This window comes from Kitasatospora fiedleri (assembly GCF_948472415.1).
Lineage (GTDB): Bacteria > Actinomycetota > Actinomycetes > Streptomycetales > Streptomycetaceae > Kitasatospora > Kitasatospora fiedleri.
Genome location: NZ_OX419519.1, coordinates 6,136,205 through 6,160,761, shown reverse-complemented (window position 1 = coordinate 6,160,761; position 24,557 = coordinate 6,136,205). Strand labels below are relative to the sequence as shown.

The 24,557-nt window shown below is 74.1% G+C and carries 17 protein-coding genes and 2 pseudogenes; 4 read left to right on the top strand and 15 right to left on the bottom strand.

Going from position 1 to position 24,557, the window contains the following annotated elements:
- Positions 1-10: 10 nt before the first annotated feature.
- The 6 genes from QMQ26_RS27875 to QMQ26_RS27850 form a co-directional block, all read right to left on the bottom strand.
- Complete coding sequence (locus tag QMQ26_RS27875; RefSeq protein WP_282203114.1) at positions 11-2,212, bottom strand: MMPL family transporter; 2,202 nt, start codon at positions 2,210-2,212, stop codon at positions 11-13.
- Between the two features lie 282 nt (positions 2,213-2,494).
- Entirely contained in the window at positions 2,495-2,782 is a 288-nt protein-coding gene (locus QMQ26_RS27870) for a DNA-binding protein (RefSeq protein WP_282203113.1), read from the bottom strand.
- 178 nt (positions 2,783-2,960) lie between these two features.
- Positions 2,961-5,399 (bottom strand): beta-xylosidase/alpha-l-arabinosidase, encoded by a 2,439-nt coding sequence (locus QMQ26_RS27865; protein WP_404814216.1) that lies wholly within the window; start codon positions 5,397-5,399, stop codon positions 2,961-2,963.
- Between the two features lie 8 nt (positions 5,400-5,407).
- Positions 5,408-6,226 (bottom strand): carbohydrate ABC transporter permease, encoded by an 819-nt coding sequence (locus tag QMQ26_RS27860; RefSeq protein WP_100839831.1) that lies wholly within the window; start codon positions 6,224-6,226, stop codon positions 5,408-5,410.
- Complete coding sequence (locus QMQ26_RS27855) at positions 6,226-7,161, bottom strand: carbohydrate ABC transporter permease (protein ID WP_282203111.1); 936 nt, start codon at positions 7,159-7,161, stop codon at positions 6,226-6,228. Before QMQ26_RS27855 ends, QMQ26_RS27860 begins: the two co-directional genes overlap by 1 nt.
- 11 nt (positions 7,162-7,172) lie before the next feature.
- On the bottom strand, positions 7,173-8,462 hold the full coding sequence (locus QMQ26_RS27850) for an ABC transporter substrate-binding protein (RefSeq protein ID WP_282203110.1): 1,290 nt from the start codon (positions 8,460-8,462) through the stop codon (positions 7,173-7,175).
- 154 nt (positions 8,463-8,616) lie between these two features.
- Between QMQ26_RS27850 and QMQ26_RS27845 the strand changes: the two genes are divergently transcribed.
- From QMQ26_RS27845 to QMQ26_RS27830, 4 genes and pseudogenes are all read left to right on the top strand, one after another.
- Positions 8,617-9,648: a LacI family DNA-binding transcriptional regulator gene (locus QMQ26_RS27845; protein ID WP_282203109.1), complete on the top strand. Its 1,032-nt coding sequence runs from the start codon at positions 8,617-8,619 to the stop codon at positions 9,646-9,648.
- 228 nt (positions 9,649-9,876) lie between these two features.
- Entirely contained in the window at positions 9,877-11,178 is a 1,302-nt protein-coding gene (locus QMQ26_RS27840) for a D-arabinono-1,4-lactone oxidase (RefSeq protein ID WP_282203108.1), read from the top strand.
- 616 nt (positions 11,179-11,794) lie between these two features.
- Positions 11,795-12,831, top strand: a pseudogene (locus tag QMQ26_RS27835) (polysaccharide deacetylase family protein).
- Positions 12,832-13,416: 585 nt separating this feature from the next.
- Positions 13,417-14,372: pseudogene (locus QMQ26_RS27830) on the top strand (glycoside hydrolase family 11 protein).
- Between the two features lie 45 nt (positions 14,373-14,417).
- On the opposite strand, the gene QMQ26_RS27825 reads toward QMQ26_RS27830, so the two are convergent.
- From QMQ26_RS27825 to QMQ26_RS27785, 9 genes are all read right to left on the bottom strand, one after another.
- The gene (locus QMQ26_RS27825; protein ID WP_282203107.1) at positions 14,418-15,464 is read right to left on the bottom strand and encodes an SDR family oxidoreductase; all 1,047 of its coding nucleotides are present in this window, start codon (positions 15,462-15,464) and stop codon (positions 14,418-14,420) included.
- A gap of 102 nt (positions 15,465-15,566) precedes the next feature.
- Entirely contained in the window at positions 15,567-16,820 is a 1,254-nt protein-coding gene (locus tag QMQ26_RS27820; protein WP_282203106.1) for a beta-ketoacyl-[acyl-carrier-protein] synthase family protein, read from the bottom strand.
- Positions 16,817-17,200: an acyl carrier protein gene (locus QMQ26_RS27815; RefSeq protein WP_100839838.1), complete on the bottom strand. Its 384-nt coding sequence runs from the start codon at positions 17,198-17,200 to the stop codon at positions 16,817-16,819. The genes QMQ26_RS27820 and QMQ26_RS27815 overlap by 4 nt, the downstream gene beginning before the upstream one ends.
- Positions 17,201-17,322: 122 nt before the next feature.
- The gene (locus tag QMQ26_RS27810) at positions 17,323-18,627 is read right to left on the bottom strand and encodes an aspartate aminotransferase family protein (protein WP_282203105.1); all 1,305 of its coding nucleotides are present in this window, start codon (positions 18,625-18,627) and stop codon (positions 17,323-17,325) included.
- Complete coding sequence (locus QMQ26_RS27805; RefSeq protein WP_100839840.1) at positions 18,624-19,079, bottom strand: type II toxin-antitoxin system RatA family toxin; 456 nt, start codon at positions 19,077-19,079, stop codon at positions 18,624-18,626. Before QMQ26_RS27805 ends, QMQ26_RS27810 begins: the two co-directional genes overlap by 4 nt.
- Complete coding sequence (locus tag QMQ26_RS27800) at positions 19,066-20,409, bottom strand: GNAT family N-acetyltransferase (protein WP_282203104.1); 1,344 nt, start codon at positions 20,407-20,409, stop codon at positions 19,066-19,068. Before QMQ26_RS27800 ends, QMQ26_RS27805 begins: the two co-directional genes overlap by 14 nt.
- 4 nt (positions 20,410-20,413) lie before the next feature.
- On the bottom strand, positions 20,414-21,544 hold the full coding sequence (locus tag QMQ26_RS27795) for an acyl-CoA dehydrogenase family protein (protein ID WP_282203103.1): 1,131 nt from the start codon (positions 21,542-21,544) through the stop codon (positions 20,414-20,416).
- Positions 21,545-21,612: 68 nt separating this feature from the next.
- Complete coding sequence (locus tag QMQ26_RS27790; RefSeq protein ID WP_282203102.1) at positions 21,613-22,980, bottom strand: cytochrome P450; 1,368 nt, start codon at positions 22,978-22,980, stop codon at positions 21,613-21,615.
- A gap of 344 nt (positions 22,981-23,324) precedes the next feature.
- Positions 23,325-24,452, bottom strand: a complete 1,128-nt coding sequence (locus QMQ26_RS27785) for a nucleotide disphospho-sugar-binding domain-containing protein (RefSeq protein WP_282206629.1) — start codon at positions 24,450-24,452, stop codon at positions 23,325-23,327.
- Positions 24,453-24,557 lie beyond the last annotated feature (105 nt).

The window sequence follows — 24,557 nt, the reverse complement described above, 5'->3', positions numbered from 1 at the left end:
CCGCGGGGTGTCAACGCCCGGCGTCGGCCGGTTCGGGCTGCCGGACGGCGGCGGGGGCGGGGGCCGGGTCGGGCTCGCCCTCCACCGAGACGTGCGGCAGCAGGCGGTCGAGCCAGCCGGGCAGCCACCAGTTGGCGGCGCCGAAGCGGTGCATCAGGGCCGGGACGAGGACCATCCGCAGCACCAGCACGTCGAGCAGGACGGCCAGGGCCAGGCCGAGCCCGAACTCGGCGATCATGCGCTGGCCGCCGAACAGGAAGGCGGCGAACACGCAGGCCATGATGACGGCGGCGGCGGTGATGACCTGGCCGGTCTCGCCGTGGCCGACCCGGACGGCGCGGTGGTTGTCCCGGGTGTGGGTCCACTCCTCGTGCATCCGGCTGATCAGGAAGACCTGGTAGTCCATCGAGAGGCCGAACAGGATCGCGATGATCATCACGGGGGCGAACGCCTCGACCGGCCCGGCCGCGCCGGCCCCGAGCGCCTCGGAGCCCCAGCCCCACTGGAAGACCGCGACGATCGCGCCGAACGCCACGCCCATGGTCAGCAGGTTCATCACCACGCCGATCAGCGGCACCAGCAGGCTGCGGAAGGCCACCATCATCAGCAGGCAGCCCAGGCCGACGATGATCGCGATGAACAGCGGCAGCTTGGAGATCAGCACGTCCGCGAAGTCCGCGGCGGTCGCGGTCGCGCCGCCGACGTACACCCGCAGGCCGGTGCCGGCCTCGGCGTCGGGGACGGTGTGCTCGCGCAGTTCGGTGATCAGCGCGGAGGTCTGCGCGGACTGCGGGGAGGTGGTGGGCACCACCTGGACGATGCCGATCTGCTGGCCCTCGCGCATCGGCACGGCCGCGACCCGGGCGACGCCGTCCAGGCCCTTCAGGTCGGTGACCAGGCCGTCCAAGGCGGCCCGGTCCGCCGCGCCGGGGGCCTCGGCGACCAGCAGCAGCGGGCCGTTCGAGCCGGGGCCGAAGCCGTCGGCCATCAGGTCGTACGCCTGCCGGGTGGTGGTGGACTTCGGGTTGTTGCCGGCGTCCGAGCTGCCCAGGCGCAGCGACAGCACCGGCAGCGACACGGCGAGCATCAGCACCAGGGCGACCAGCGCCTTGCCGGTCGGCCGGGCCTGCACCCGGGCGGCCCAGCGCGGCCAGAAGCCGGTGGCGTGCGCCTCGCCGGGGCCGTGCTCGGCCAGGCGGCGGCGCTGGGCGCGGCTGAGCACCCGGTGGCCGAGCAGGCCGAGCAGGGCGGGCAGCAGGGTGATCGCGGCCAGCACGGTGAGCGCGACGGTGAGGGCGGCCGAGACCGCCATGCCGTTGAGGAAGCCCATGCCGAGGATCAGCATGCCGAGCAGGGCGATCACCACGGTCAGTCCGGCGAACAGCACCGCGCGGCCGGAGGTGTTCAGCGCCTTGGCGGACGCCTCCCCGACCTCCAGGCCGGCCATCAGGCCCTTGCGGTGCCGGTTGACGATGAACAGGGCGTAGTCGATGCCGACGCCGAGACCGACCAGGACGCCCAGGGTGGGGGCGACCGAGGCGATGCTCATGCCGTGGCTGAGCAGGCCGGTGCCGATCACGCCGGTGCCGACGCCGGCCACGGCGGTGAGGATCGGCAGCGCGGCGGCCCACAGCGAGCGGAACACCAGCGTCATCACGATCAGCGCGGCGACGATGCCGATGATCTCGCTGGTGCCGCCCATCTCGGTCTCGGCGTTCTGCACGGCCTGCCCGCCGAGCTGGACGTCCAGGCCGTCGGCGCGGGCCTGCTTCGCCAGGTCGACGACGTGCTCGACGTCCGCCTTGGGGACGTCGTGGGCGGCGCCGCTGAAGGTCACCTGCGCGTACGCGGTGGTGCCGTCGGCGCTGATCTGCGCCGCGCCCTGCTCGGCGTACGGGCTGCCGACCGAGGCGACGGAGGGGCTGTGGGCGATGGCGTCCAGGGCCCCGGTCATCCGCTCCTGGACGGCCGGGTCGCGCACCGTCCCGTTGGCGGTGTGCCACACCACGGTGTCGGTGTCGCCGGCCGCGGCGGGCATCTGCGCCCTGAGCAGGTCCATCGCCCGGCTGGACTCGGTGGCCGGCATCGCCATGCTGTCGCTGTACTTCGTCCCGACGGCGCCGGAGACGGCTCCGAGCCCCACCAGCAGGCCCAGCCACAACAGCACGGTGACGAGCCGGTGCCGATGGCACCAGCGGGCGAGAACGGACATGCGCGCTCCAGAATTCGGCCTTCTCCCGGTCTCCTCCACCCTGCGGCCCCGAGCCGCCCCCTGTCGTCCCCCGCCCGCAGACACCCGCCGTACCGCGTCCGCAGTACCCGGACGCCCCCGGTACCGCACCTGCGGACGACGCGCTGCGCGCCAGGTCGATCCGGCTTGCGCTGCTCACTCACCTCGGCGTTCCGTACCCGCGCGGTCCGCTGCCGTCCCGTCCGGGCGGCCCCGGCACGGGCAGGGCGGTGTCCGCCGTCGGTCGCCCTCGACCCGGACTCTCTAGATCGAGAAGCCGATGTCCTTGAGCAGGCGCAGGATCTTGCGCCAGCGGGGAGCGGTGACGCGCCAGTGCTTCTCCGCCTCGACGCTGGCCCGGGTGACGACCGGGTCCCTGCCGGTGGTGCGGACCAGGTCGATCCGGCGGGTGTTGTGGGTCAGTCCGCTGAGGTGGACCAGACCGATGCCCAGGTGGGACGCCGCCTCCTCCTGGGTCATCCACTCCCCGCCCTCCGGGAGGTCGCAGCAGGAGAACGGTATCTGCGGGAGGGTGGCCGTCCAGGTGTTCACCTGGGACATTGTGGCCGATGCCGAACACGAGGCCGCCAACCGGCTCGGGTGGCGGTGCGTCCGAAGGAGTCCCGGGTAGCGCACCCGCCGTTCCGGGGCGGCAGCGCGTCGGCCGCCGGCCGCCGGCCGCACCCTCGCGGGGACGGTCGGCGGCCGGGGTCGCGCTGCGGGCGGGCCGTCAGGTGGGGCGGAAGTGGGCGTGGAGGCGGCGGGTGTGGTCGAGGACGCGGGGTGGGCCTTCCAGGTGGACGGTGGTGGTGAGGCGGGGGGCGGTACTGGAGGCGGCGAGGCGGAGTTCCAGGGCGCCGGGCTCGACGATGCGGTGGCCGTCGCGGCCGGTGAAGGAGGCGAGGTCGGCGGGGACGGTGATCTCGACCCGGGTGTGTTCGCCCGCGTCGAGGGTGATCCGCCGGTAGCCGATCAGTCGTTGGACGGGCTGGACCACGCTGGCGACGGGGTCGTGCAGGTAGAGCTGGACGGTCTCGCTGCCGGCCCGGTCGCCGGTGTTGCGCAGGGTGAAGGAGAGGGCGAACTCGCCTTCGGTGGAGGCGAGTTCGCGCTCCACTTCGAGGCCGCTCCAGTCGAACGCGGTGTAGCCGATGCCGTGCCCGAAGCCGAAGGCCGGGGTGGGGTCGGTGCTGGAGACCTCGCTGGGTCCGGCCAGCCGGGCGGCCAGGTAGGTGGAGGGCTGGACGCCGGGCCGGGCCGGGATGCTGACGGGGAGGCGGCCCGAGGGGTTGGTGCGTCCGCTGAGCACGGCGGCGACCGCCTCGGTCCCGGCCTCGCCGGGGAAGAAGGTCTGCACCAGGGCCGCCGCCTCGGTGACCGCGCGGCCCAGCGCGTAGGGCCGGCCGGCCAGCAGCACCGGCACCACCGGGGTGCCGGCGTCCAGCAGGGCGTCCAGCAACTGCCGCTGCACGCCGGGCAGTTCGAGGAGTTCCACGTCGCAGCCCTCGCCGCTGGTGCCGCGCCCGAACAGGCCGGCCCGGTCGCCGAGCGCGATGATCACCACGTCGGCCCAACGGGCCGCGTCGAGGGCCTCGGCGAAGCCGGAGGTGTCGGTGCCGTCGATGCCCGCCCCGGCCGCCGTCCGGATCTCGCTGTCGGGGAACTCGGCCGCCAACGCCTGGCGCAGCGTGGGCAGTTCGATGCCGATCGGGGTGTCCGGGTGCTGGCCGCCGACGTGAACGGGGAAGGCGTAGCAGCCGAGCACCGCGGTCGGGGTGTCGGCGTTGGGGCCGATCAGGGCGATCCGGCGGGGGGCGCGCAGCGGCAGGGTACCGTCGTTGCTGAGCAGCACCACGGCCCGTTCGGCGATCTCCCGGGCCAGTTCCCGGTTCTCGGGGCGGTCCAGGTCGACGGTGCCGCGCAGGGCGCGCGGGTCGTCCAGCGGGCGGCCGGCCAGCGCGGCGGGGACGGCGTCCCAGTCCTGGTCGAGCAGGCCGAGCTGGGCCTTCTGCACCAGGACCCGGCGCAGCGCCCGGTCGACCAGCGCGACGGGGACGGTGCCGTCCTCGACGGCCCGCAGCAGCGGTTCGCCGAAGGTCTTGACGGTGGGGAGTTCGACGTCGACGCCGCTGGTCAGGGCGAGCGCGGCGGCCTCGGCCCAGTCGCCGGCCACGCCGTGCAGCAGCTTGAGGAAGGCGATGCCGAAGTAGTCGGCGACCACCGTCCCGTCGAAGCCCCAGGTGTCGCGCAGCAGTCCGGTCAGCAGGGCCTCGTCGGCGGCCGAGGGGATGCCGTCGGTGTCGGTGTAGGCGTGCATGACGGAGCGGGGGCGGCCCTCGCGGACGGCCATCTCGAAGGGCGGCAGGATGACGTCGGCGCGTTCGCGGGGGCCCATGCCGACGGGGGCGAGGTTGCGTCCGGCCCGGGAGGCGGAGTAGCCGGCGAAGTGCTTGAGGGTGGCGACGACGCCCGCGGACTCCAGGCCCTGCACGTAGGCGGTGGCCACCGTGCCGACCAGGTACGGGTCTTCGCCGATGGTCTCCTCGACCCGGCCCCAGCGGGCGTCGCGGACCACGTCGAGGACGGGGGCCAGGCCCTGGTGGACGCCGACGGCGCGCATGTCGCGGCCGATCGCCGCCGCCATCCGCCGGATCAGCTCGGGGTCGAAGGTGGCGCCCCAGGAGAGCGGCACCGGGTAGGCGGTGGCGCCCCAGGCGGCGAAGCCGGCCAGGCACTCCTCGTGGGCCAGGGCGGGGATGCCGAACCGGTTGGCGGCGGCGATCCGCTGCTGGCTGCGGGCCAGCGAGAGCGCGCCGAGCGCCGGATCGACCGGGACGGTGCCGAACGGGCGGGTCAGCTGGCCCAGTCCGTTCGGGAGCAGGTCGTCGAGGTCGGGCGGCTCCTCCATGTCGTGCTGGTGCGGGGCGACGTCGCCGCCCTCGTCGGAGGCGCCGACCCAGACGCCGACCAGTTGGGCCAGTTTCTCCGGCAGGGTCAGCTCGGCGATCAGGGCGTCCGCACGCTCCTCGGGGCCCAGCGCGCGGTCGCGCCAGCGGGGGGCCGGGGCGGAGGGGGCCGCGGTCGCGGCGGGCGGGGCGGGAGCGGCGGCTGGAGGCACGGGGGCTTCGGCGGGCGGGACGGGGGCTTCGGCGGGAACGGCCAGGTTCATCTTGTCGGTCACTTTCCTCCGACGCCCATGAGGCCCTGGACCAAGGCACGCCGGGCGAACAGGTAGACGATGAAGATCGGGAGCATCGACAGCACGACGGCGCTGAGCAGGCCGGGCACGTCGACGCCGTGCTCGGTCTGGAAGTCGTACAGGCCGAGGGTGATGACCTTGCTGCTCTCCGACTGGGTGAGGATCAGCGGGAACAGGAAGCCGTTCCACGCCTGGAGCGCCGAGAAGACCACGACGGAGGACAGGCCGCCCCTGGACAGCGGCACCACCAGCTGCCAGAACACCCGCCAGGGGCTGGCGCCGTCCATGGCCATCGCCTCGTACAGCTCGCCGCTGATGTCCCGCATCGCGCCGGTGAGCACCAGCGTGCACACCGGCAGGCAGAACGCGGCGGTGGGCAGGATCACGCCGATCAGGTGGTCGTACAGGCCGGCCTTGCTGATGACGTAGAACATCGGCACGATCACGGCCTGCGCGGGGATCGCCAGGCCCAGCAGGAAGATCCGGAAGACCGTGCCGATGGTCCTGCCCCGGGCCCGGACGATCGCGTAGGCCAGCGGGGGCACGACGAGCAGCACGATCGCGACCACGCTCGCGGTGACGACGACGGTGTTGAGGAAGTCCCGCCCGAAGCCGTTGGAGAAGTCGTCGACGTAGTTCTGCAGGGTCAGCTGCGAGGGGAAGGTGAGCGGGCCCTGGGTGGAGTAGTTGGAGCGGGTCCGGAAGGTCGAGATCAGCAGGACGTACAGCGGGAAGCCGACCAGGACCAGCCAGACCAGCGAGCCCAGCCCGGCGAGGTGGTTGGGACGCCTGCGCATCACAGTCCCTCCGTGGTGCCGCGCATCTTGTCGTAGCCGGAGAACCGGACGACCGCGAGCGAGATCAGGGTGGCGACCACCACCAGGACCAGGGCGATGGCCGAGCCGGAGCCGAAGTCGAAGCTCTTGAAAGCCTGTTGGTACATGTAGTAGGCACTGTTCGTGGTGTCGGTGCCGGGGCCGCCCTGGGTGAGGATGAGGACGGTGTCGAAGGTGGTGAGGCCGCCGACCAGCATCAGGATCACCGAGGTGATCATGGTGTTGCGCAGCTGCGGCAGGGTGATGTGGACGAACTGCCGGACCTTGCCGGCGCCGTCGATCGCGGCGGCCTGGTAGAGCACCTGCGGGATCGCCCGGGCGCCGCCCTGGTAGAGCAGGGCGTGCATGGGCGTCCACTGCCACATGCCGACGAAGGTGAGCACCGCGATGGCGCCGCTCCGGCTGCCCATCAGGTTGCCGTCGCCGAACAGCGAGGTCAGTTGCGAGGGGACGCCGAAGTTGGGGTCGAGGATGGCCCGCCAGACCACCGAGATCGCGGTCGCGGACAGCAGCAGCGGGATGAAGAAGACCGCGGACAGCACGGCCCGGTTGCGCTGGTGCCCGGCCGCCCAGACGCCCAGCAGGACGCTGACCGGGGTCTGCACGAGCACGCCGGCCGCGGTCAGCACCAGGGTCAGCCAGACGCTCCGGGTCATCACCGGGTCGTGCAGCAGCTCGGTCCAGTTGTCCAGGCCGTTGAAGCGGGGCGCGCCGACGCCGTCCCAGCTGGTGAAGGAGAGCACCGCGACCAGCACCAGCGGCAGGAGGGCGAACAGCAGGAAGAAGACGGTCGCGGGGACCGCCCAGACCAGGCCCGGGCGGGTCACCCCGACGCCGGTCCTGCGTCCGGCCCGCGGGCGGCGGCCGGACCCGGACGCGAAGGAGGGAGCATTCATCGGCATTCGTCTCAGGAGGCGGGCAGGGCCTGCATGGCCTTGATGAAGCCGTCCACGTCGAGCTTGCCGTTGAAGAACTGCTGGACGGCGGTGTGGATCGGCGTGGTGGCGGCCGGCGGGTACGCCTGGTCCCAGGAGAGCTGGAACGACGGGGCGGCCTTGACCAGCTCGTACTGGTACTTCGAGTAGTCCGGGCTGGCGGCGGTGTCCAGGAACTGCTCGGTGTTGGTGGTGGTCGGCAGGTTGCCGATCGCCAGCTGGGCCTTCACGAACTCGTCGGAGTACATGAGCTTGAGGAAGGCGGCGGCGGTCTCGGGGTGCTTGCTCTTCTTCAGCACCGAGTAGAAGTTGTTGGTGTTGCCGACCACGTCCGCCGGGTCGCCCTTGCCGCCCGCGACGGACGGGAAGCCGCTGTAGCCGAGGTCGTTCTTGGCGAAGTCGGGGTTGGCGTCCTGCTGGGTGGCGTACGCCCAGGAGCCCATCAGCTCGAACGCCGCCTTGCCCTTGGCCAGCAGGGCCGGGGAGCCGCCGTCGGTGAACTTGACCGAGTCGAAGTTCGAGCCGAACGCGCCCGCGTCGACCAGCTGCTTGAGCATGCCGAGCGCCTTCTTGGCGTCCTCGCTCTCCCAGGCGGCCTTGTCGCCGGACAGCGCCTTCCGGAACAGCTCGGGGCCGGCCACCCGGTCGAAGACGTACTCGTACCACATCAGGGTCGGCCACTGGTCGCCGCCGCCGAGGGCGAACGGGGTGACGCCCTTGCCCTTGAGCACCTGGACGGCGTTCAGCAGCTCGTCCCAGGTCTTCGGGGCGCTCAGGCCCGCGTCGGCCAGCACCTTCTTGTTGTCGAACAGCAGCACCGGCTGGGTGCCGCGCATCGGGATGCCGTACGCCTTGCCGTCGATCACGGCGGTGTTGAACACCGAGGAGAGGAAGTTGTCCTTCAGGCCCGGGTCCGCGGCGATCATGTCGTCCAGCGGGAGCAGCAGGTCCGCCTTGACGTAGGGCTGGATGCTGCCGCCGCCCCAGTTGAAGAAGACGTCCGGCGCCTGGGCGGTGTTGATGATGGTGTTGAGCTTGGCCTGGTAGTCGGCGCCGGGGATGGTGTCGAGCACCACCTTGACCTTCGAGGTCTTGTTGAAGGTGTCGACCATCTGCTTCTCGACCTTGTTGCTGGCGTCGCCGTAGACCAGCACGTGGATCGTGTGGGAGCCGCCGCCGGCGGAGGCGCCGCTGCCGCAGGCCGTCACCCCCACCGTCGCCAGGGACAGCCCGAGTGCCACAGCGAACGCACGTCTCTTCATCAGGAGTCTCCTAAAGTTTCGAGGCCATTCTCGAAATCAGTGCCTGGCCGGGACGCTAAGTTGCGGGCATGTTGCGGGTCAACCCCTCGTACCGAGGGTTACTGAAGCGTGATCCGGGGGTCGTTCCGCACCGCCCGTGCCCTATGCTGCGGGCATGGAAAAGGGCGATGAACTGGGACGGATCACCCTCGCGGACATCGCGCGAGAGGCCGAAGTCTCCGTTTCGACGGTTTCGAAGGTCCTGAACGGACGTACCGACGTCTCGGCGTCCACCCGCGGCCGGGTCGAACGGGTCCTGCGCGAGCACGACTACCAGCGCGCCGCCCGCAACGGCGGCGAGGCCCCGCTGATCGAGATCGTCTTCCACGAACTCGACAGCCTCTGGGCGATGGAACTCCTGCGCGGCGTCGAGACGGTGGCCAACGAGCACGGGGCGGCCGTGGTGGTCGCCCACAGCGGCTCCCGGCAGGCGCCGGGGCCCGGCTGGATCGACGCGGTGCTGCGCCGGCGGCCGCTGGGCGTGGTGCTGGTCCTCTCCGGCCTCCCGCCCGAGCTCAAGCGCCAACTGCGGGCCCGCTCCATCCCGTTCGTCATCATCGACCCGGCCGGCAACCCCGACCCGGACGTGCCCTCGGTGGGCTCGGCGAACTGGGCCGGCGGCCTCGCCGCCACCCGGCACCTGATCGAGCTCGGCCACCGGCGGATCGGCATCGTCACCGGCCCCGAGGACACCCTCTGCTCGCTGGCCCGGCTCGACGGCTACCGCTCGGCGATGTCGATGGCCGGGCTGGAGACCGACCCCGCGCTGATCGCCTTCGGCGACTTCCACGCCGAGGGCGGACTCGCCTGCGCCAGGCGGCTGTTGGAGCTTCCCGACCGCCCCACCGCGATCTTCGCGGGCAGCGACCTGCAGGCGCTCGGCGTCATGGAGGCCGCCCGGGTCCACGGGCTGCGCGTCCCCGAGGACCTGTCCGTGGTCGGCTACGACGACCTGGACATCGCCCAGTGGACCAGCCCCGCGCTGACCACCGTCCGCCAGCCGCTGCGCGAGATGGCCGAGCAGGCCACCCGGCTGATCCTCGCCCTGCGCACCGGCGAGGCCCCGGCCGCCCCCACCCGGCTCGAACTCTCCACCACCCTGGTGGTGCGCTCCAGTACCGTGGCACCCGGCCCCGCCGGGGGCTGACGAGGGCCGCCCGGGCCGCGTCCGGGACTGGGGCCGAGACTGGGGCCGGGACCGGGAGCGGGGCCGGGAGCGCTCCGGATCGGGTTTCGAAAGTTTCGAGGTCCGGCCGCCCTTGCTCCGCCGACCTGGGCGGACTAATTTGTTTTCCGCCATGACGAATCGGGGTGCCGGACGGGCCGCCGTCCGTTCGCTCCGGCGACCCGCCCCCGACCCCCTGGGTGTGACCCGATGACGACCACCGGCTCCTCCGACACCGGTTCCTCCGACACCGGCCCGTCCACCACCGGCCCCCGGCCGGTCGGCCCGCTGACCAACTGGGCGGGCAACCTCACCTTCGGCGCCCGCGCCGTCCACCGCCCGCGCGACCTGGACGAGTTGCGGGAACTGGTCCGGCGCAGCGACCGCGTCCGGGCCCTGGGCAGCGGCCACTCCTTCAGCCCGGTCGCCGACACCGAGGGCGACCTGGTCCGGCTGGACGGCCTGCCCACCCGGATCGAGATCGCCCCCGACCGCCGCAGCGTCACCGTCTCCGCCGCCACCCGCTACGCGGAACTCGCCACCGTCCTGCACGCGGCGGGCCTGGCCCTGGAGAACCTGGCCTCGCTGCCGCACATCTCCGCCGCCGGGGCCACCGCGACCGGCACCCACGGCTCGGGCGACACCCGCCGCTCGCTCGCCGCCGCCGTCCGCTCGCTGGAGGTCGTCGGCGCCGACGGCGAACTGCGCACCACCACCCACCCCGGCGCGGTGGTGCACCTGGGCGCACTCGGCATCGTCACCGCGCTCACCCTCGACACGGTGCCCGCCTTCGATGTCCGGCAGTACGTCCACACCGGGCTCGCCCTCGCCGACTACACCGCCCACCTGGACGAGATCCACGCCGCCGGCTACAGCGTCAGCCTGTTCACCGACTGGGGATCGGACACCGGCCGAGTCTGGGTCAAGCAGCTCGACGACGGCACCCCGCCCGCCGCCGTGCCCGGCGCGCGACCCGCCGACCGCCCCGAGCACCCGGTGCCGGGCCTGCCCACCGACGCCTGCACCCCGCAGCTCGGCGTCCCCGGCCCCTGGCACCAGCGGCTGCCGCACTTCCGCCCCGAGTTCACCCCCAGCAGCGGCGCGGAACTCCAGTCCGAATACCTGCTGCCGCGCGCCGCGGCCCGCGCCGCCGTCGCCGAACTGCGCGCGCTGGGACAGGAGTTGGCACCGGTGCTGCACATCTCCGAGGTGCGCACGGTGGCCGCCGACGAACTCTGGCTGAGCCCCTCCCACGGGCGCGACTCGGTCGCCTTCCACTTCACCTGGAAGCCCGACCCCGCCACCGTCGCCCCGGCCCTCGCCGCGGTCGAACGCGCCCTCCTACCGCTCGGCGGGCGCCCGCACTGGGGGAAGATCACGCACGCGCTGCGGGCCACCGCCGGCGCCGCCTACGAGCGGCTGAGCGACTTCCTGGCGCTGCGCCGAGAACTCGACCCGGACGGCAAGTTCGCCAACCGCTTCACCGAACAGCTGGCCGGCACCGCCGACTGACCCCGCGGCCGCCGCCACCGATCCCCCACCCCCACCCTCCGTCTCCTCCCCCGCGTCGGCCGCCCCGGCCGACGCCCCCCGCTCCGTCGGCCGGGCGGCACCCCGCTTCGCCCGCCCGGCCGACGGTGCCCGTCCCCCTGCTCCGCCGCACCCGCCCGTGCCCGGCCACCCGCCCGTGCCCGGCCACCGGCCCGGGCGCGGCCGGGTCCGCGGCACGCACCGGGGACGGGCCGATCGGCCGTCGGCCCGCAACGGCGCGGAACCCGCCGACGGCCGATCCAGGCTGCCCCGGCGCCCCGGTGCCCCGGCCACCGCCTGCTGTCACCCGCCCGCCGACCGAAAGACGATCGGTGCGGATCGGAACCGCCCGGTCGCGCATTTCCCGCCGTTCCGGACCGGCGCACGCCACGATTCTGGCCGAAAAATCTGTCGCTTCCGGCCGTCATTGCCGTCGCCCACCGAATAGCCGCCGAAAGTTTCAGCCGGATCGTTGACACGTGAACTGCCCGGGTCAAAACTCTTCGCAGTCGGCCGTCGCCGACCTTCCAGTCGAGCCGGGTCGCCGGTTCCATCCGCCTCCCGGGCTCCCCAGCGAACCACGAGGAGTCGCACCCCCATGCGCGTCACCAGTCCCTCGCCGCGCCCGCTGATCGCGGGCCTCGCCGTCGCCGCCACCGTCGCCGCCACCGTGGCGGCCGGCCTGACGGCCGCCGCCGTCGATCCCCTCCCGGCCCGGGCCGCCGCCGCCTGTACCGGCTACGTCGGGCTGACCTTCGACGACGGCCCGTCCAACGACCACACCCCGGCCCTGCTGACCGCACTCAAGCAGAACGGGCTGCGGGCCACCGTGTTCAACGAGGGCCAGTTCGCCGCCGCCTACCCGGCCCAGGTGCAGGCCGAGTCGGCGGCCGGGATGTGGATCGGCAACCACAGCTACACCCACCCCCACCTGACCCAGGAGAGCCAGGCCCGGATCGACTCCGAGGTCGGCGGCACCCAGTCGGCCGTCGCCAACGCGGGCGGCGGCACGCCGAAGCTGTTCCGCCCGCCGTACGGCGAGACCAACGCGACCCTGAAGTCGGTCGAGGCCACGTACGGCCTGACCGAGGTGATCTGGGACGTGGACTCGCAGGACTGGAACGGCGCCAGCACCGCCGCGATCGTGCAGGCCGTCGGCCGGCTCGGCAACGGCCAGGTCATCCTGATGCACGAGTGGCCCGCCAACACCCTGGCCGCGGTCCCGCAGATCGCCCGGAACCTGGCCTCCCGCGGGCTGTGCGCCGGCATGATCTCCCCGCAGACCGGCCGCGCCGTCGCCCCCACCGACAACGGCGGCGGTAGCACGGGCGGCGGTACCGGCGGGGGCACGGGCGGGGGCACCGGCGGCGGGAGCTGCACCGCCACCCTCTCCGCCGGCACCTCCTGGAGCGACCGCTACAACCTCAACGTCACCGTCACCGGCTCCAGCAGCTGGAAGGTCACCGTCAAGGTCCCCACCCCGAGAAGGTCAGCTCCACCTGGAACACCACCACCACCTACCCCGACGCCCAGACCCTCGTCGCCACCCCCAACGGTTCCGGCAACACCTGGGGCATGACCATCACGAAGAACGGCTCCACCACCTGGCCCACCACCACCTGCACCACCAACTGATCACGCCGCCGGGGCCGCACCGGGAATTCCCCGCCACTGAACCGTGCACGTACCACGAGAAATCGAGCACGGCGGAACGAATTCCCCGCCGGGGAAATACCGCCGCATCCGCGCCACCCTCCCCGGGGAATTCCCACCCCCGCACCGGACCGCCCCGCAGCCCCGGCCCACCCCTCCCCGGCTTCGAAATTTTCGAAAGCATGTTGCCGAAAATTGTGCCGCACGGGCCAGCCGGGCACCAGCGAAACCGCACGATCCGCGCTCGACGCCGGAGGGCGGAAGCCGAAAAACCCCGCCTCGACCAGTGGCTTCACCGATCACACTCCACCGAGGCGGCGACCGACGCATTCGGAAGTCCTGTCGAAAGCGTTGACAGCCCGTCGAGCGCCATCCAACACTGTCGCCGTCGACAAGTCCGTACGGCCCAGGGCCCGGGCCGTACGCGCCAATCCGCGCCAATCCGCGCCCGGCGAACGCCTGTTGACGCTGGATCAGGGACAGCGCGGCGCGGCACCCCCACCCACCCCTCGCAGAACGGATCTCCTCGTGGCACTCCCCCACCCCAAGAGCCCCCGGGCCGGCCGGATGTGGCGGCTCGTCCGCACGGCACGCGTCCTCCCGCCGGCCCTCGCGGCGGTCGTGCTGCTGCCGGGCACCGCCGACGCGGCGACCGTCACCAGCAACCAGACCGGCAACGACGGCGGGTACTTCTACTCGTTCTGGACCGAGGGCAGCGGCGCGGCCTCGATGTCCCTGAACGGCGGTGGCGCCTACAGCACCTCCTGGACCAACGCCGGGAACTTCGTGGCCGGCAAGGGCTGGAGCACCGGCTCGCGCAACCCGGTGACCTACTCGGGCACCTGGAGCACCAGCGGCAACGCCTACCTGTCGCTGTACGGCTGGACCACCAACCCGCTGGTCGAGTACTACGTGGTCGAGAACTACGGCTCGTACAAGCCCACCGGCACCTACAAGGGCACCGTCACCAGCGACGGCGGCACCTACGACATCTACGAGACCACCCGGGTCAACGCCCCCTCCATCGAGGGCAACAAGACCTTCAACCAGTACTGGAGCGTCCGCCAGTCGAAGCGGACCGGCGGCACCATCACGGTCGGCAACCACTTCGACGCGTGGGCCAGGTACGGCATGAACCTCGGCAGCATGAACTACGAGATTCTGGCCACCGAGGGCTACCAGAGCAGCGGCAGCTCCAACCTCACCCTCGGCTCCTCCACCGGTGGCGGCGGTACCGGGGCGGTGGCACCGGCGGCGGGAGCTGCACCGCCACCCTCTCCGCCGGCACCTCCTGGAGCGACCGCTACAACCTCAACGTCACCGTCACCGGCTCCAGCAGCTGGAAGGTCACCGTCAAGGTCCCCACCCCCGAGAAGGTCAGCTCCACCTGGAACGCCACCACCACCTACCCCGACGCCCAGACCCTCGTCGCCACCCCCAACGGCTCCGGCAACACCTGGGGCATGACCATCACGAAGAACGGCTCCACCACCTGGCCCACCACCACCTGCACCACCACCTGATCACGGCTCCCCGGCCCCGGCCGTCGGGCGCACCGGCGGGTGCGCTCAGCGGCCGGGGCCGGGGCCGAGCAGGGTCCAGGGTTCGGGGCGGGCCAGGGCGAGGCGGGGGCGGCGTTCGGCCCAGTGGCGGACGGAGGCGGCCATGGCGGCGGCCGGGTCGGGGACCTTCCAGGTGGGTTCGAAGGGGCGGCGCATGCTGGTGTAGCTCTGGAACATGGCGAGGAGTCTGACGGCCTGGCTCTGGATCGGGGAGAGGTACTGGTCGGAGAGCGGGAGGAAGAAGCGCTCCCAGCTGTCGACGGACACCAGCGGCGGCCGTTCGACGGGGGTGACGCCGTGCGCGGCGCGGAAGTCGTTGAGGGTGGTGCAGATGACGTCCAGCAGGGTGTCCAGGTCGAGGCTGTCGGGCCCGGCGGCGATCACCTCGGTGCGCGGCCGGTCGGGCGGGGCGTCCAGGACGGCGGCGGTCAGGGCTGCGGCGACCTCGTCGACGGGGCTGATCTCGGCGTGGCCGGCCGGGTCGCCGACCACCACGGCGGCGGTGCCGGAGACGAGGGCCTGGAGCATGGTGTACGGGCCGGAGAAGCGGGCGATCTCGCCGGTGGCGCGGCGGCCGACGACCAGCGGCGGGCGGACCAGGGTGAGCGGTCCGGGGTGCTCGTCGCGGGCGATCTCCTCGCAGCGGGCCTTCGACCACTCGTAGCCGTTGCGGTAGCCCTCGAACTCGGCGCCGCGCAGGTCCTCGGGGTTGCGCTCGCCGCCGACGTACGCGGTGGAGACCTGGACGAGGTGGGTGTCGCGGTCGGCGAGGGCGAGGACGGCGCGCAGCGGGTCGAGGTTGGCGGCGACCGCCTCGTCCCGGCCGAGGGTCCAGCGGGTGCTGGCCGCGGCGTGCACGATGACGTCCCAGTGCCCGGCGAGGGCGGCGGGCGGCGGTTCGGCGCCCATCCGCCAGGGCAGTGCGGTGTCGCCGCCGCGCCGGGCGACCGGGACGAGGTCGAGCGGGCGGCCGTGGGCGGCGGCCACGGTCCCCAGCTGGTGGGCGAGTTCGGTGCCGACCACTCCGGTCGCCCCGGTGAGAAGGACTCGCATCTGCTTGGTTCCTCTGCTGGAGGTCTGCTGGAGGGGTGGTTCGAAACGGAGGCGGTTCGGGACGGGAGCGGTTCAGAACGGGAGCGGCTCAGGGCGGGCGGCTCAGGGCGGGGGCGCGAGCACCAGGCAGGAGTTCTGGCCGCCGAACCCAAAGGCGTTGGACAGCACCGGCGCGGGCGCGAGGGCGCGCGGCGCGCCGTGCACCAGGTCGATCCGGCCGCCCTCGGGGCTGTCGTGCAGGTTGGCGATCGGCGGCACCAGCGCGCGGGACGCGCTGCGCAGGGCGAGGGCGGCCGCCAGCGCGCCCGCCGCGCCGATCAGGTGGCCGGTGACGCCCTTGACCGCGGTGACCGGTGGTGACTGGCCGTCGTAGCAGCGTTCGATGGCCCGGGCCTCGGCGCGGTCGCCCGGCACGGTGGAGGTGCCGTGCGCGCTGATGTGGCCGATGTCGGCGAGGGAGAGCCCGGCGTCGGCGACGGCCTGCCGCATGCAGCGGGCGGCGACCTCGCCGTCCTCGTGCGGGGCGGCGATGTGGAAGGCGTCGCAGTTCTCGGCGTAGCCGGCGATCTCGCCGTGGATGACCGCGCCGCGGGCCCGGGCGGACTCCCAGCGTTCGAGCACCAGGACGGCGGCGCCCTCGCCCATCACGAAGCCGTCCCGGTCGGCGTCGAACGGGCGGCTGGCCAGGGCGGGCCGGTCGTTGCGGGTGGAGAGCGCGCGCATCCGGGCGAAGGCGCCCATCACCACCGTGCTGACCGCCGCGTCGACGCCGCCGGCCACCGCCACGTCCAGTTCGCCGTACCGGATGCGGCGGGCGGCCTCGCCCAGTGCGGTGCCGCCGCTGGCGCAGGCGCTGGAGTAGGTGGTGCAGACGCCCTGGAAGCCGTGGCGCAGCGCGATGCGGCAGGCGGGCGAGTTGGCCATGGTGCGCGGGACGGTGTGCACCGGCAGGTCCCGGGGGCGGTCGACGAAGCCCGCGGTGGCGGCCTCCATGCTGGACAGCCCGCCGATGCCGGTGCCGATCTGCACGCCGATCCGGTCGGGGCGGCGGTCGGCAGGCAGGGCGGCGTCGGCCAGCGCGTCGTCGGCGGCGCACAGCAGCAGTTGGGCCGGGCGGTCGATCTGCCGGGCCTCGCGCCGGCTGAGGTAGCGCTCCGGGTCGAACTCCGGTACCAGGCAGGCGAAGTGGACCGGCAGGTCGGCCTCGACCAGCCGCTCCACCCGGGCCGCGACGGACCGGCCGGCCAGCACCGCGGCGAACACCTCGTCGAGGCTGTTGCCCGCCGGGGACTTCACGCCGATGCCGGTGACGGCGACCCGGTGCCCGCCCGAGGGGTGCCGGTCCTGCGGGCTCACGCGGGGCCCTCCGGCGCGGGGACGGTGGGGGCGGCGGTGACGGTGACGGCGGCGGCCGGGACGGGGACGGGTGCCGGGGCCGACAGGTCGATCACCGCGCCGTGCAGCCGACTGCCGGGCGCGGCGGTCGCGGGGTCGTCCAGCCGGGCGCGCAGCAGGTCGATGGCGTGGCCGACGTCGCGGGCCGAGACCAGGTCGTCGGGGTCGATCCGCAGGCGCAGCGTCCGCTCCAACCGGGCTCCGATCTCCATGAGTTCGAGGCTGTCGACGCCGTAGTCCTCGGCCAGGCTGGTCCGTTCCCGCAACTCGTCCGGGTCCGTGCCGAGGACGTCGGAGATGACCGCCCTGACCGTCACGGCCAGTTCCTCTCGTGTGGGCACCTGGGTTCGCTCCTTTCGCCGCACCGGGCGGCCTTCTCCGTACTCCGCACCGGCCGCGGTCGGCCGGTGTCCGTACGCCGTGCACCGCGTGTCGTACGCCGTGCGCGGCCCGTCGGGCGTGGTCAGCCGGTGCCGCCCGTCCGCAGGGCGCGTCCGGTGGCGGTGAGCGCGGCGTCCAGGATCGTGGTCGCCTCGGCGAGTTCGGCCGCCGTGGCGATCAGCGGCGGGAGCAGCCGGACGGTGGTCGGGCGGCTCAGGCAGGGGGAGACCAGCAGTCCGGCGGCGGCCAGTTCGAGCACCATCGCGCCGGCCGCCTGCGGGGAGGCGCAGTCGAGGCCGCGCAGCAGGCCGCGGCCGGGCACGGCCCGCACCACGTCCGGGTGGCGCTCGTGCAGGCCGGTCAGTGCGGCGTCCAGTTGGGCGGCCGACTCGCGTCCGTGGTCGGCGAGTTCCTCGATCGCGTCGAGGGCGGCGGGGACGGCGGCGCAGCTCAGCGGGTGGCCGCCGAAGGTCGCCGAGTGCAGGAACGGGTCGGCCGCCAGCGGTGCGTACAGCCGCTCCGAGCAGAGCAGCGCGGAGAGCGGGACGACGCCGCCGCCCAGCGGCTTGCCGAGCAGGACCGCGTCGACGGGCAGCCCGTCGGCGAGGGCGACCGAGCGTTCGCCGCAGCGGCGCAGCCCGCACTGGATCTCGTCGGCGATCACGAAGGCGCCGTGCCGGGCCGCGTCCGCGCACCACTGCCGCAGCACCCCGGTGGGCAGCGGCAGGGCGCCGTTCTCGCCCTGCACCGGTTCCAGCACGACGGCGGCCACCCGGCCGCCGGCGGTCTCCCGGCCGACCGCCGCCGGGTCCTCGGCGTCGACGTGGACCACGTCCACCTCGCAGCCGAGCAGGCCCCGGCGGTAGAGCGGGCTGTGGGTGAGCGCGAGGGCGCCCTGCGACTTGCCGTGGAAGCCGCCGCGCACCGCCAGCACCCGGGGGCGGCCGGTGGCCAGCCGGGCCAGTTTGACAGCGACCTCGACCACGTCGGCCCCGTTCAGGCCGAAGTACACCTTCGGGAGGACGTCCCCGAGGTAGCCGCTGAGCCGGGCGGCGGCCTCGGCGGTGACCGGGTTGGCCAGGCTGCGGGTCGCGGTGGGCATGGTGTCCAACTGGGCGCGGACGGCCGCGGTGACCGCGGGGTGGCGGTGGCCGAGCAGGGTGACGGCGTAGGAGCCGAAGTCCAGCGCGGTCCGGCCGTCGGAGAGCGTCACCCGGCAGCCCTCGCCGGCCGCCTCCACCGCGCCGCGCCCGGCGAAGCCGCCGGTCAGGGCGAGCTTCGGGGAGAGGTGGCGCCGCAGCCGGTCGAAGACCACCGCGGGGTCCGTGGCGGTGGTGTCGGGTGCGGTGGCGTCGGGTGCGGTGGTGTCGGGTGCGGTGGTGGTCATCGGGCGGCCCCCTGGAGCAGGAGCCGCTGTTCGAGGGCGCCGAGCATCTGGGCGGCGCTCTCGCGCAGGGCGTCCGCCGCGACCGGGTTGAGCATCTCGGCGAGCAGCGGGATGCCGATGTCGAAGTCGACGTGCAGGGCGACGGTGCTGCCGCCGCCGGGCGCGGGCGACACCGACCAGTGGCCGGCGAACGCGCCGAGGTCGCCGCTGGTCTGTTCGAAGTCGAAGCGGCGGGCGGCGTGGTCGATCACCTCGGCCTCGGTCCAGCGCAGCACCGAGCCCTGGAGCCGGACCGACCAGGCGGTGGTCCGGTGCCGCTCGTCGGGCTGCTCGACGAGTTCGACCGAGTCGACGCTCTCCATGCAGGCGGGGTAGCCGAGGACGTCCACCACCACCGGCCAGGCGTCCTCGGGCGCCGCGGCGACGGGCAGTTCCACTTCAACGTGCGGCATGCGGGGGCCTCTCTTCGGTGCGGGGACGGGGCGCGGGGCCGGTGCTGCCGCCGGGCGGGTCCAACGCCTGGGCGCGGGCGGCGGCCAGGGCGGGCGGGAGGAGCCGGCGGAGCACCGCGCGGGGCAGCGGCCGGACGTGGGTCATCGCGTGCCACTGCTCGATCAGCGCGCAGCCCATCTCCACCTTCGGCAGGTACGCGGTCTGGGCGAAGCGGATGTGCCGGCAGCCGGTGTCCATCGCCAGCCGGACGGCCGCGTAGTGCAGGTTGTGGTAGAGCGCGGCGTCGTGGGCCAGCCGGTAGTCCAGGCCGATCCGGGCCCCGGTCGCCCCCGGCACGATCCCGTCCGCGCCGCCCGTGTTTCCCGTACCGCCCGTGTCCCCCGCACCGCCTTCGCCGCCCGCACTCTCCGTACCGCCCGCGCCGGGCCGGGCGGTGAAGAGGCAGAGCAGGAAGCCGACCAGCCGCTCGCCCTCGAAGCAGGCCACCAGGCGGCTGAGCGGGTCGGCGGCGAGGGCGGCCAGGAAGGCGTGGTCCAGGACGTCCAGGGTCTGGTCGGCGCGGTCCATCACCTGCCCGTACAGGGCGAGCAGTTGAGGCAGCAGGTGGTCGAACGCGGCCAGCACCTCGATCCGCAGGTCGGGACGGGAGCCGAAGCGGCGGATCTTGGCCCGGGCGTTGCGGCGCGGTTTGGCCGGCAGGGCGGCCAGGTACTGCTCGAACGAGTCGGTGGGCAGGGCGAGTTCGGTGTCGGGCAGGCTCGGCGCGAGGAAGAAGCCGGCCTCCGTGAGCGGGGCGCGCAGCGGGGCGAGGTCGGGCCCGGCGAAGTCCTTGAAGACCACGGTGCCGAGCCGTTCGCGCCGGGCGAAGTCCAGGACGGCGGTGACCAGCAGCCGCCCGGTCGGCCCGTCGAGCGGCTCGGCCGCCAGGACGTGGCCCTGGCCGAGCAGGTGGCCGCAGAACAGCATCGGCACCCGCAGCAGGCGGGGCGCGAGGCGGCGCAGCGGGGCGAGCAGGCGGCGCTCGTGCGGGCCGACGATCCGGTCGAGCCGCAGGTCGGGGAAGAGGCAGAGCGGCAGCACCGCGACGGTCTCGGCGCCCCGGCGCACCGTCAGGTAGGCGTACCCGGCGGGCCCGACCCGGCTGCGCTCCAGGGCGCGGAAGACGTTCCGGGTCCACATCGGGTCACCCGCGGGGGCCAGCCGTTCCCAGCTGCCGGGCGGCAACTGGTCGATGCTGCGCAGCACGTCGAGCCGGGCCGGTGGCGCGTCCGACCGCTCCGCCGGTGCCGCGTCCGAACGATCGGCCGGTGCCGCGTCCGCTCGTTCCACCGGTTCAGCCGATCCGCAGCGGGCGGCCGTCCAGGTACTCCCGCAGCGGGCGGGCCATCCTGGTGCGGGCGGGCGGGTGGAAGGTCAGGCCGACGGCGGCGGAGGCGAGGTAGGCGCCGTCCGGCGAGCCGATGAAGGACATTCCGCCGAGCGCGGCCAGGCAGGTCCGGGTGGTCTCGGCGATCGCGTCCTGCGCGGCGTAGCGGGCGGTCAGCGCCCGGACCAGCAGCGCCTCGTCCCACTCCTCCTCGGCCATCGCCCGGGCGACGGCCTCCACGGCCAGCATCGCGCCCTCGACCGGGACGAGGTACGGCGTCGGGTCGTCCCGGTCGGCGCCGGGGCGCTGGAGGACGCGCTCGACCAGGGCGCTGGCGACGCCGAGGTAGCCGGCGGTCAGCAGCAGTTCGAACCAGAGGAAGCCCGCGACGTTGAGCGCGTCCGGCACCGCGTCGGCGGTGACCTCGGTGGCCACCACCATGCTCGGGTCCAACTCGACGTCGGTGAGCCGGACTTCCTCGCTCTCGGCGCCCGCCAGGATCGGCGTGCCCCAGAACGGGTGGACGGTGATGCCGGGGCTGTCGGCCGGGATCAGCGCGACCGCCAGCCGCGGCACGCCGTCCGGGCCGGGCAGGGCGACGGAGGCGGTCAGCAGGTCCATCGAGCGGGAGAGGCTGCACGGCATCTTGCTGCCGTTCAGCACGATCCGGTCGCCGCGCCGCTCGGCGGTGAGGTGCGGGGTGAGGATGTTCTGGCCCGGGCGGCCCTCGGCGAAGGCGGAGGCGACCAGCAGCCGCTGCTTGGCGACGGTCTCCAGCAGCACCCCCTCCGGGCCGTCGGAGTACTCGGCGGCCTCGACCAGGCCCGCGACCGAGAAGTGGTGCATGGTGGTGGCCACCGCGAGCGAGGGGCAGCGGGCGCCGACCGCGCGCTGCACCCGGACGGCCTGCAACGCGCTCGCCCCGGCGCCGGAGTGGGCGGCGGGCACCAGCAGCCCGGGGCCGCCGGCCTCCTTGAAGGCGGCGATCGCCGGGCTGGGCGCCTGCTCCAGTTCGGCCAGCGGGTGGCGGGCCAGCGCCCGGTCCAACCCGGGCATGAGCGCTTCGAGTTCGGCGCGTTCGCGGTGCAGGAAGTTCACGGGCACGTCCTTCGGGGAGGGGCGGTACGACCCGGCCTGGGGTCGTTCGGCGGGCGACCGGCGCGGCGCTAGCCGGTGGCCGCCAGCGGCAGCACGTCGAACGAGCGCAGGCAGGCGGAGGCGCGGCGCACCGGCGGCCCGGCCGGGGCGAGCCGGGGGAAGCGGGTCGACAGCCGGCCCAGCAGGACGGCCGCCTCCAGCCGGGCCAGGGCCGCGCCGAAGCAGTAGTGCGGCCCGGCGCCGAAGCTCAGCACGTGGACGTCCGGGCGGGTGACCAGGAACGCGTCCGGGTCCGGGTAGCGGCGCGGGTCCCGGTTCGCGGCGCCCAGCACCGCGGTCACGCTGCCCCCGGCCGGGACGGCCACCCCGCCCACCTCGGTGGGACGGGCGGCCAGCCGCTCGGTCATCAGCACCGGCCCGTCCCAGCGCAGCGCCTCCTCGACCGCGCCGGGCAGCAGCCCCGGGTCGGCCCGCAGCAGCGCGGCCTGCTCCGGGTGGGCCAGCAGCGCGGACACCGCGGTGCCCAGCAGGCCGGCCGTGGTCTCGAACCCGGCGACGAAGACCAGCAGCAGCAGATCCGCCAACTCCCGCTCGCCGAGCGGTAGTTCGCTCTCGGTGGGTGGCCGCTCGCGGGCGGCGGGCGGCCGTTCGCGTCCGCCGGACGGGCCGGCGGCCCGCTCGCCGACCCGCCGCGCGGAGGCGGGCCCGGCCGCCCCCGCGCGGGCCAGCAGCGCGGAGGCGAGGTCCTCGGCCGGGCGGGCGCGGCGTTCGCGCAGCAGGCCGGTGAAGTACTCCCGCAGCGCGGTCACCGCGGTGTCCGCCCGCCGCCAGTCCTCGTCCGAGCGCACCGGTTCCAGCAGCCGCGCGGCGTCCCGCCCCAGCCGGTGGAAGCGCTCCTGCTCCGCCCGGGGCACCCCGATCAGCTCGCCGACCACCGCGACCGGCAGCGGGTACCCGACCAGCGCCTGGAAATCCGCCGCCCCGCCGTCCGAGGTGGCGTCCTCGAAACGGTCGAGCAATTCGTCGACGACCTTCTCCACGCCCGCCGACAGCTCCACCGCCCGGCGCGGCCCGAACACGGCCGTCAGCGGCCCGCGCAGCCGCTCGTGCGCGGCCCCGTTCGTCCCCAGCAGTGAGGCGTAGAAGAAGTCCGCCGCCGGGCGGGCCGCCCACTCGGGACGCTCCCGCGCCAGCCACGGCCCGTCCGGCACCACGAAGTCGGGGCCCGCCAGCACGGCCTGGCAGTCGGCGAACCCGGTCAGGAACCGCGTCCCCGACTCCTCGTCGTACAGCACCGGGGCGGCCTCGCGCAGCACCGCCAGCGGCCCGTACGGATCGGCCCGGAGCCCGGGGTCGAAGACCGCCGCCAGGGCGGCCCGCACCTCCGCCGACGCCCCCTCCGGCGCACCCTCCGGGTCAGCCGCAGAACCGTTCACCGAGCTCGCCCACCTTCACCCACCGCCGCGCACGCCAGGCCCGCCGAACCGACCCGGAATTCCATGCCGTTCGGACAGAGAGTACCCGAATGCGAATACCCAGCGCACCAGGAATGCATCGAAGTGCCCATCCGGAGATAGGAATTACTGCCCGTCAGATCATTCTCCCACCGCCCTTTCCATGACCGCCCCGGCATCCGTTTCCGCACCCGTTTCCGCGCACGTTTCCGCCACCGCCGCCCCGCCCGGCCCCACCGCCGTCGCCGGCGGTCGGGAAAGGCCGATTCCCGGCCGCCGGCGACGGCGGACTACGCCTCGGGACGCCCAGCGGCCCCGGCCGGGGCTCAGCGGCGGTCGGCCGCCAGGGCCTCGATCGCGGGGACGGACGCGGCGGGGGTCGGCAGGGCCTCGTTCTCGGCACGCAGCCGGGTGGCGGCGGCGCGCAGGGCCGGGTCGGTGGCCAGGCGGGCGAGCAGGGCGGTGTCGACGTCGCCGGAGGTGGCGCGCAGGCCCGCGCCGGCCGCGACCAGGGTGTCGGCGACGATGAAGTTGTCGGCGCCCTGGGGCAGCACGAGCTGCGGGATGCCGGCCTGGAGGGCGGTGAGCGCGCTGCCGGAGCCGCCGTGGTGCACCACCGCGTCGCAGACCCGCAGCAGTTCCGCCAGCGGCACCCAGGGCAGCGGCCGGACATTGGCCGGGAGGGGACCGAGGGCGGCGAGGTCGGCGCCGCCGACGGCGAGCAGGAAGTCCGCGTCGACCTCGGCGGCGGCGGCCACCAGCCGGGCGATCGCGTCCACGCCGTCCACCTCGGTGACCACGGTGCCCAGCGTGACGGCGACCCGGGGCCGCCCGCCGCGACGCAGCAGGTCGGCGGGCACCACGCCGCCGCCGTTGTAGGGCAGGTAACGCATCCGCAGCCCGCCGGGGTCGCCGCCGAGCGACTCCGGGACGATGTTCAGCGGGGTGGTGGCGGCCGGTCCCGCGACGCCGTGCGCCTCGTAGAGGTCGGTGAAGTGGTCGGCCAGCCGGGCCGCCAGGTCCAGGCCGGAGCTGAAGCCGAAGTTGTGCAGCGCGGCCGGGATCTTCAGCTTGGCGGCGACCAGTTGGGCGGACGCCAGGCAGGAGTCGTGCACCAGCAGGTCCGCCCCCCACTCGTCGGCGACGGCGTACAGGCCGTCCACGGTGGCCCGGGAGGCGTGGGCGAAGGCGACCGCCGCCCGGTCGAGGATCTCGTCCTGGGTCAGGTGCGGCCGGGCGTAGCGGACGGACTCCCCCGCGGGGGTGACCGCCTCGAACGAGTCGCGCAGCGAACGGCCGTCACCGATCTCGACGATCGGGAACCCGGCCTGGCGGAGCTGGTCGAAGGGCGCCGGCGAGGCGAACAGCACCTCGTGACCGGCGGCCCGCAGCGCCTGCGCGGTCGGCACCATCGGGAACAGGTGGGTGGGCGCGGCCGGTCCGGTGAAGAGCATGCGCACGGTGGTCTCCTGGTCTTTCGTCAGCCGACGGAATCACGCGGGAGCGGGCCGTACCCCGTACGACCGCTCCCGCTCCATTAACTGACGGAACCTCAGCTA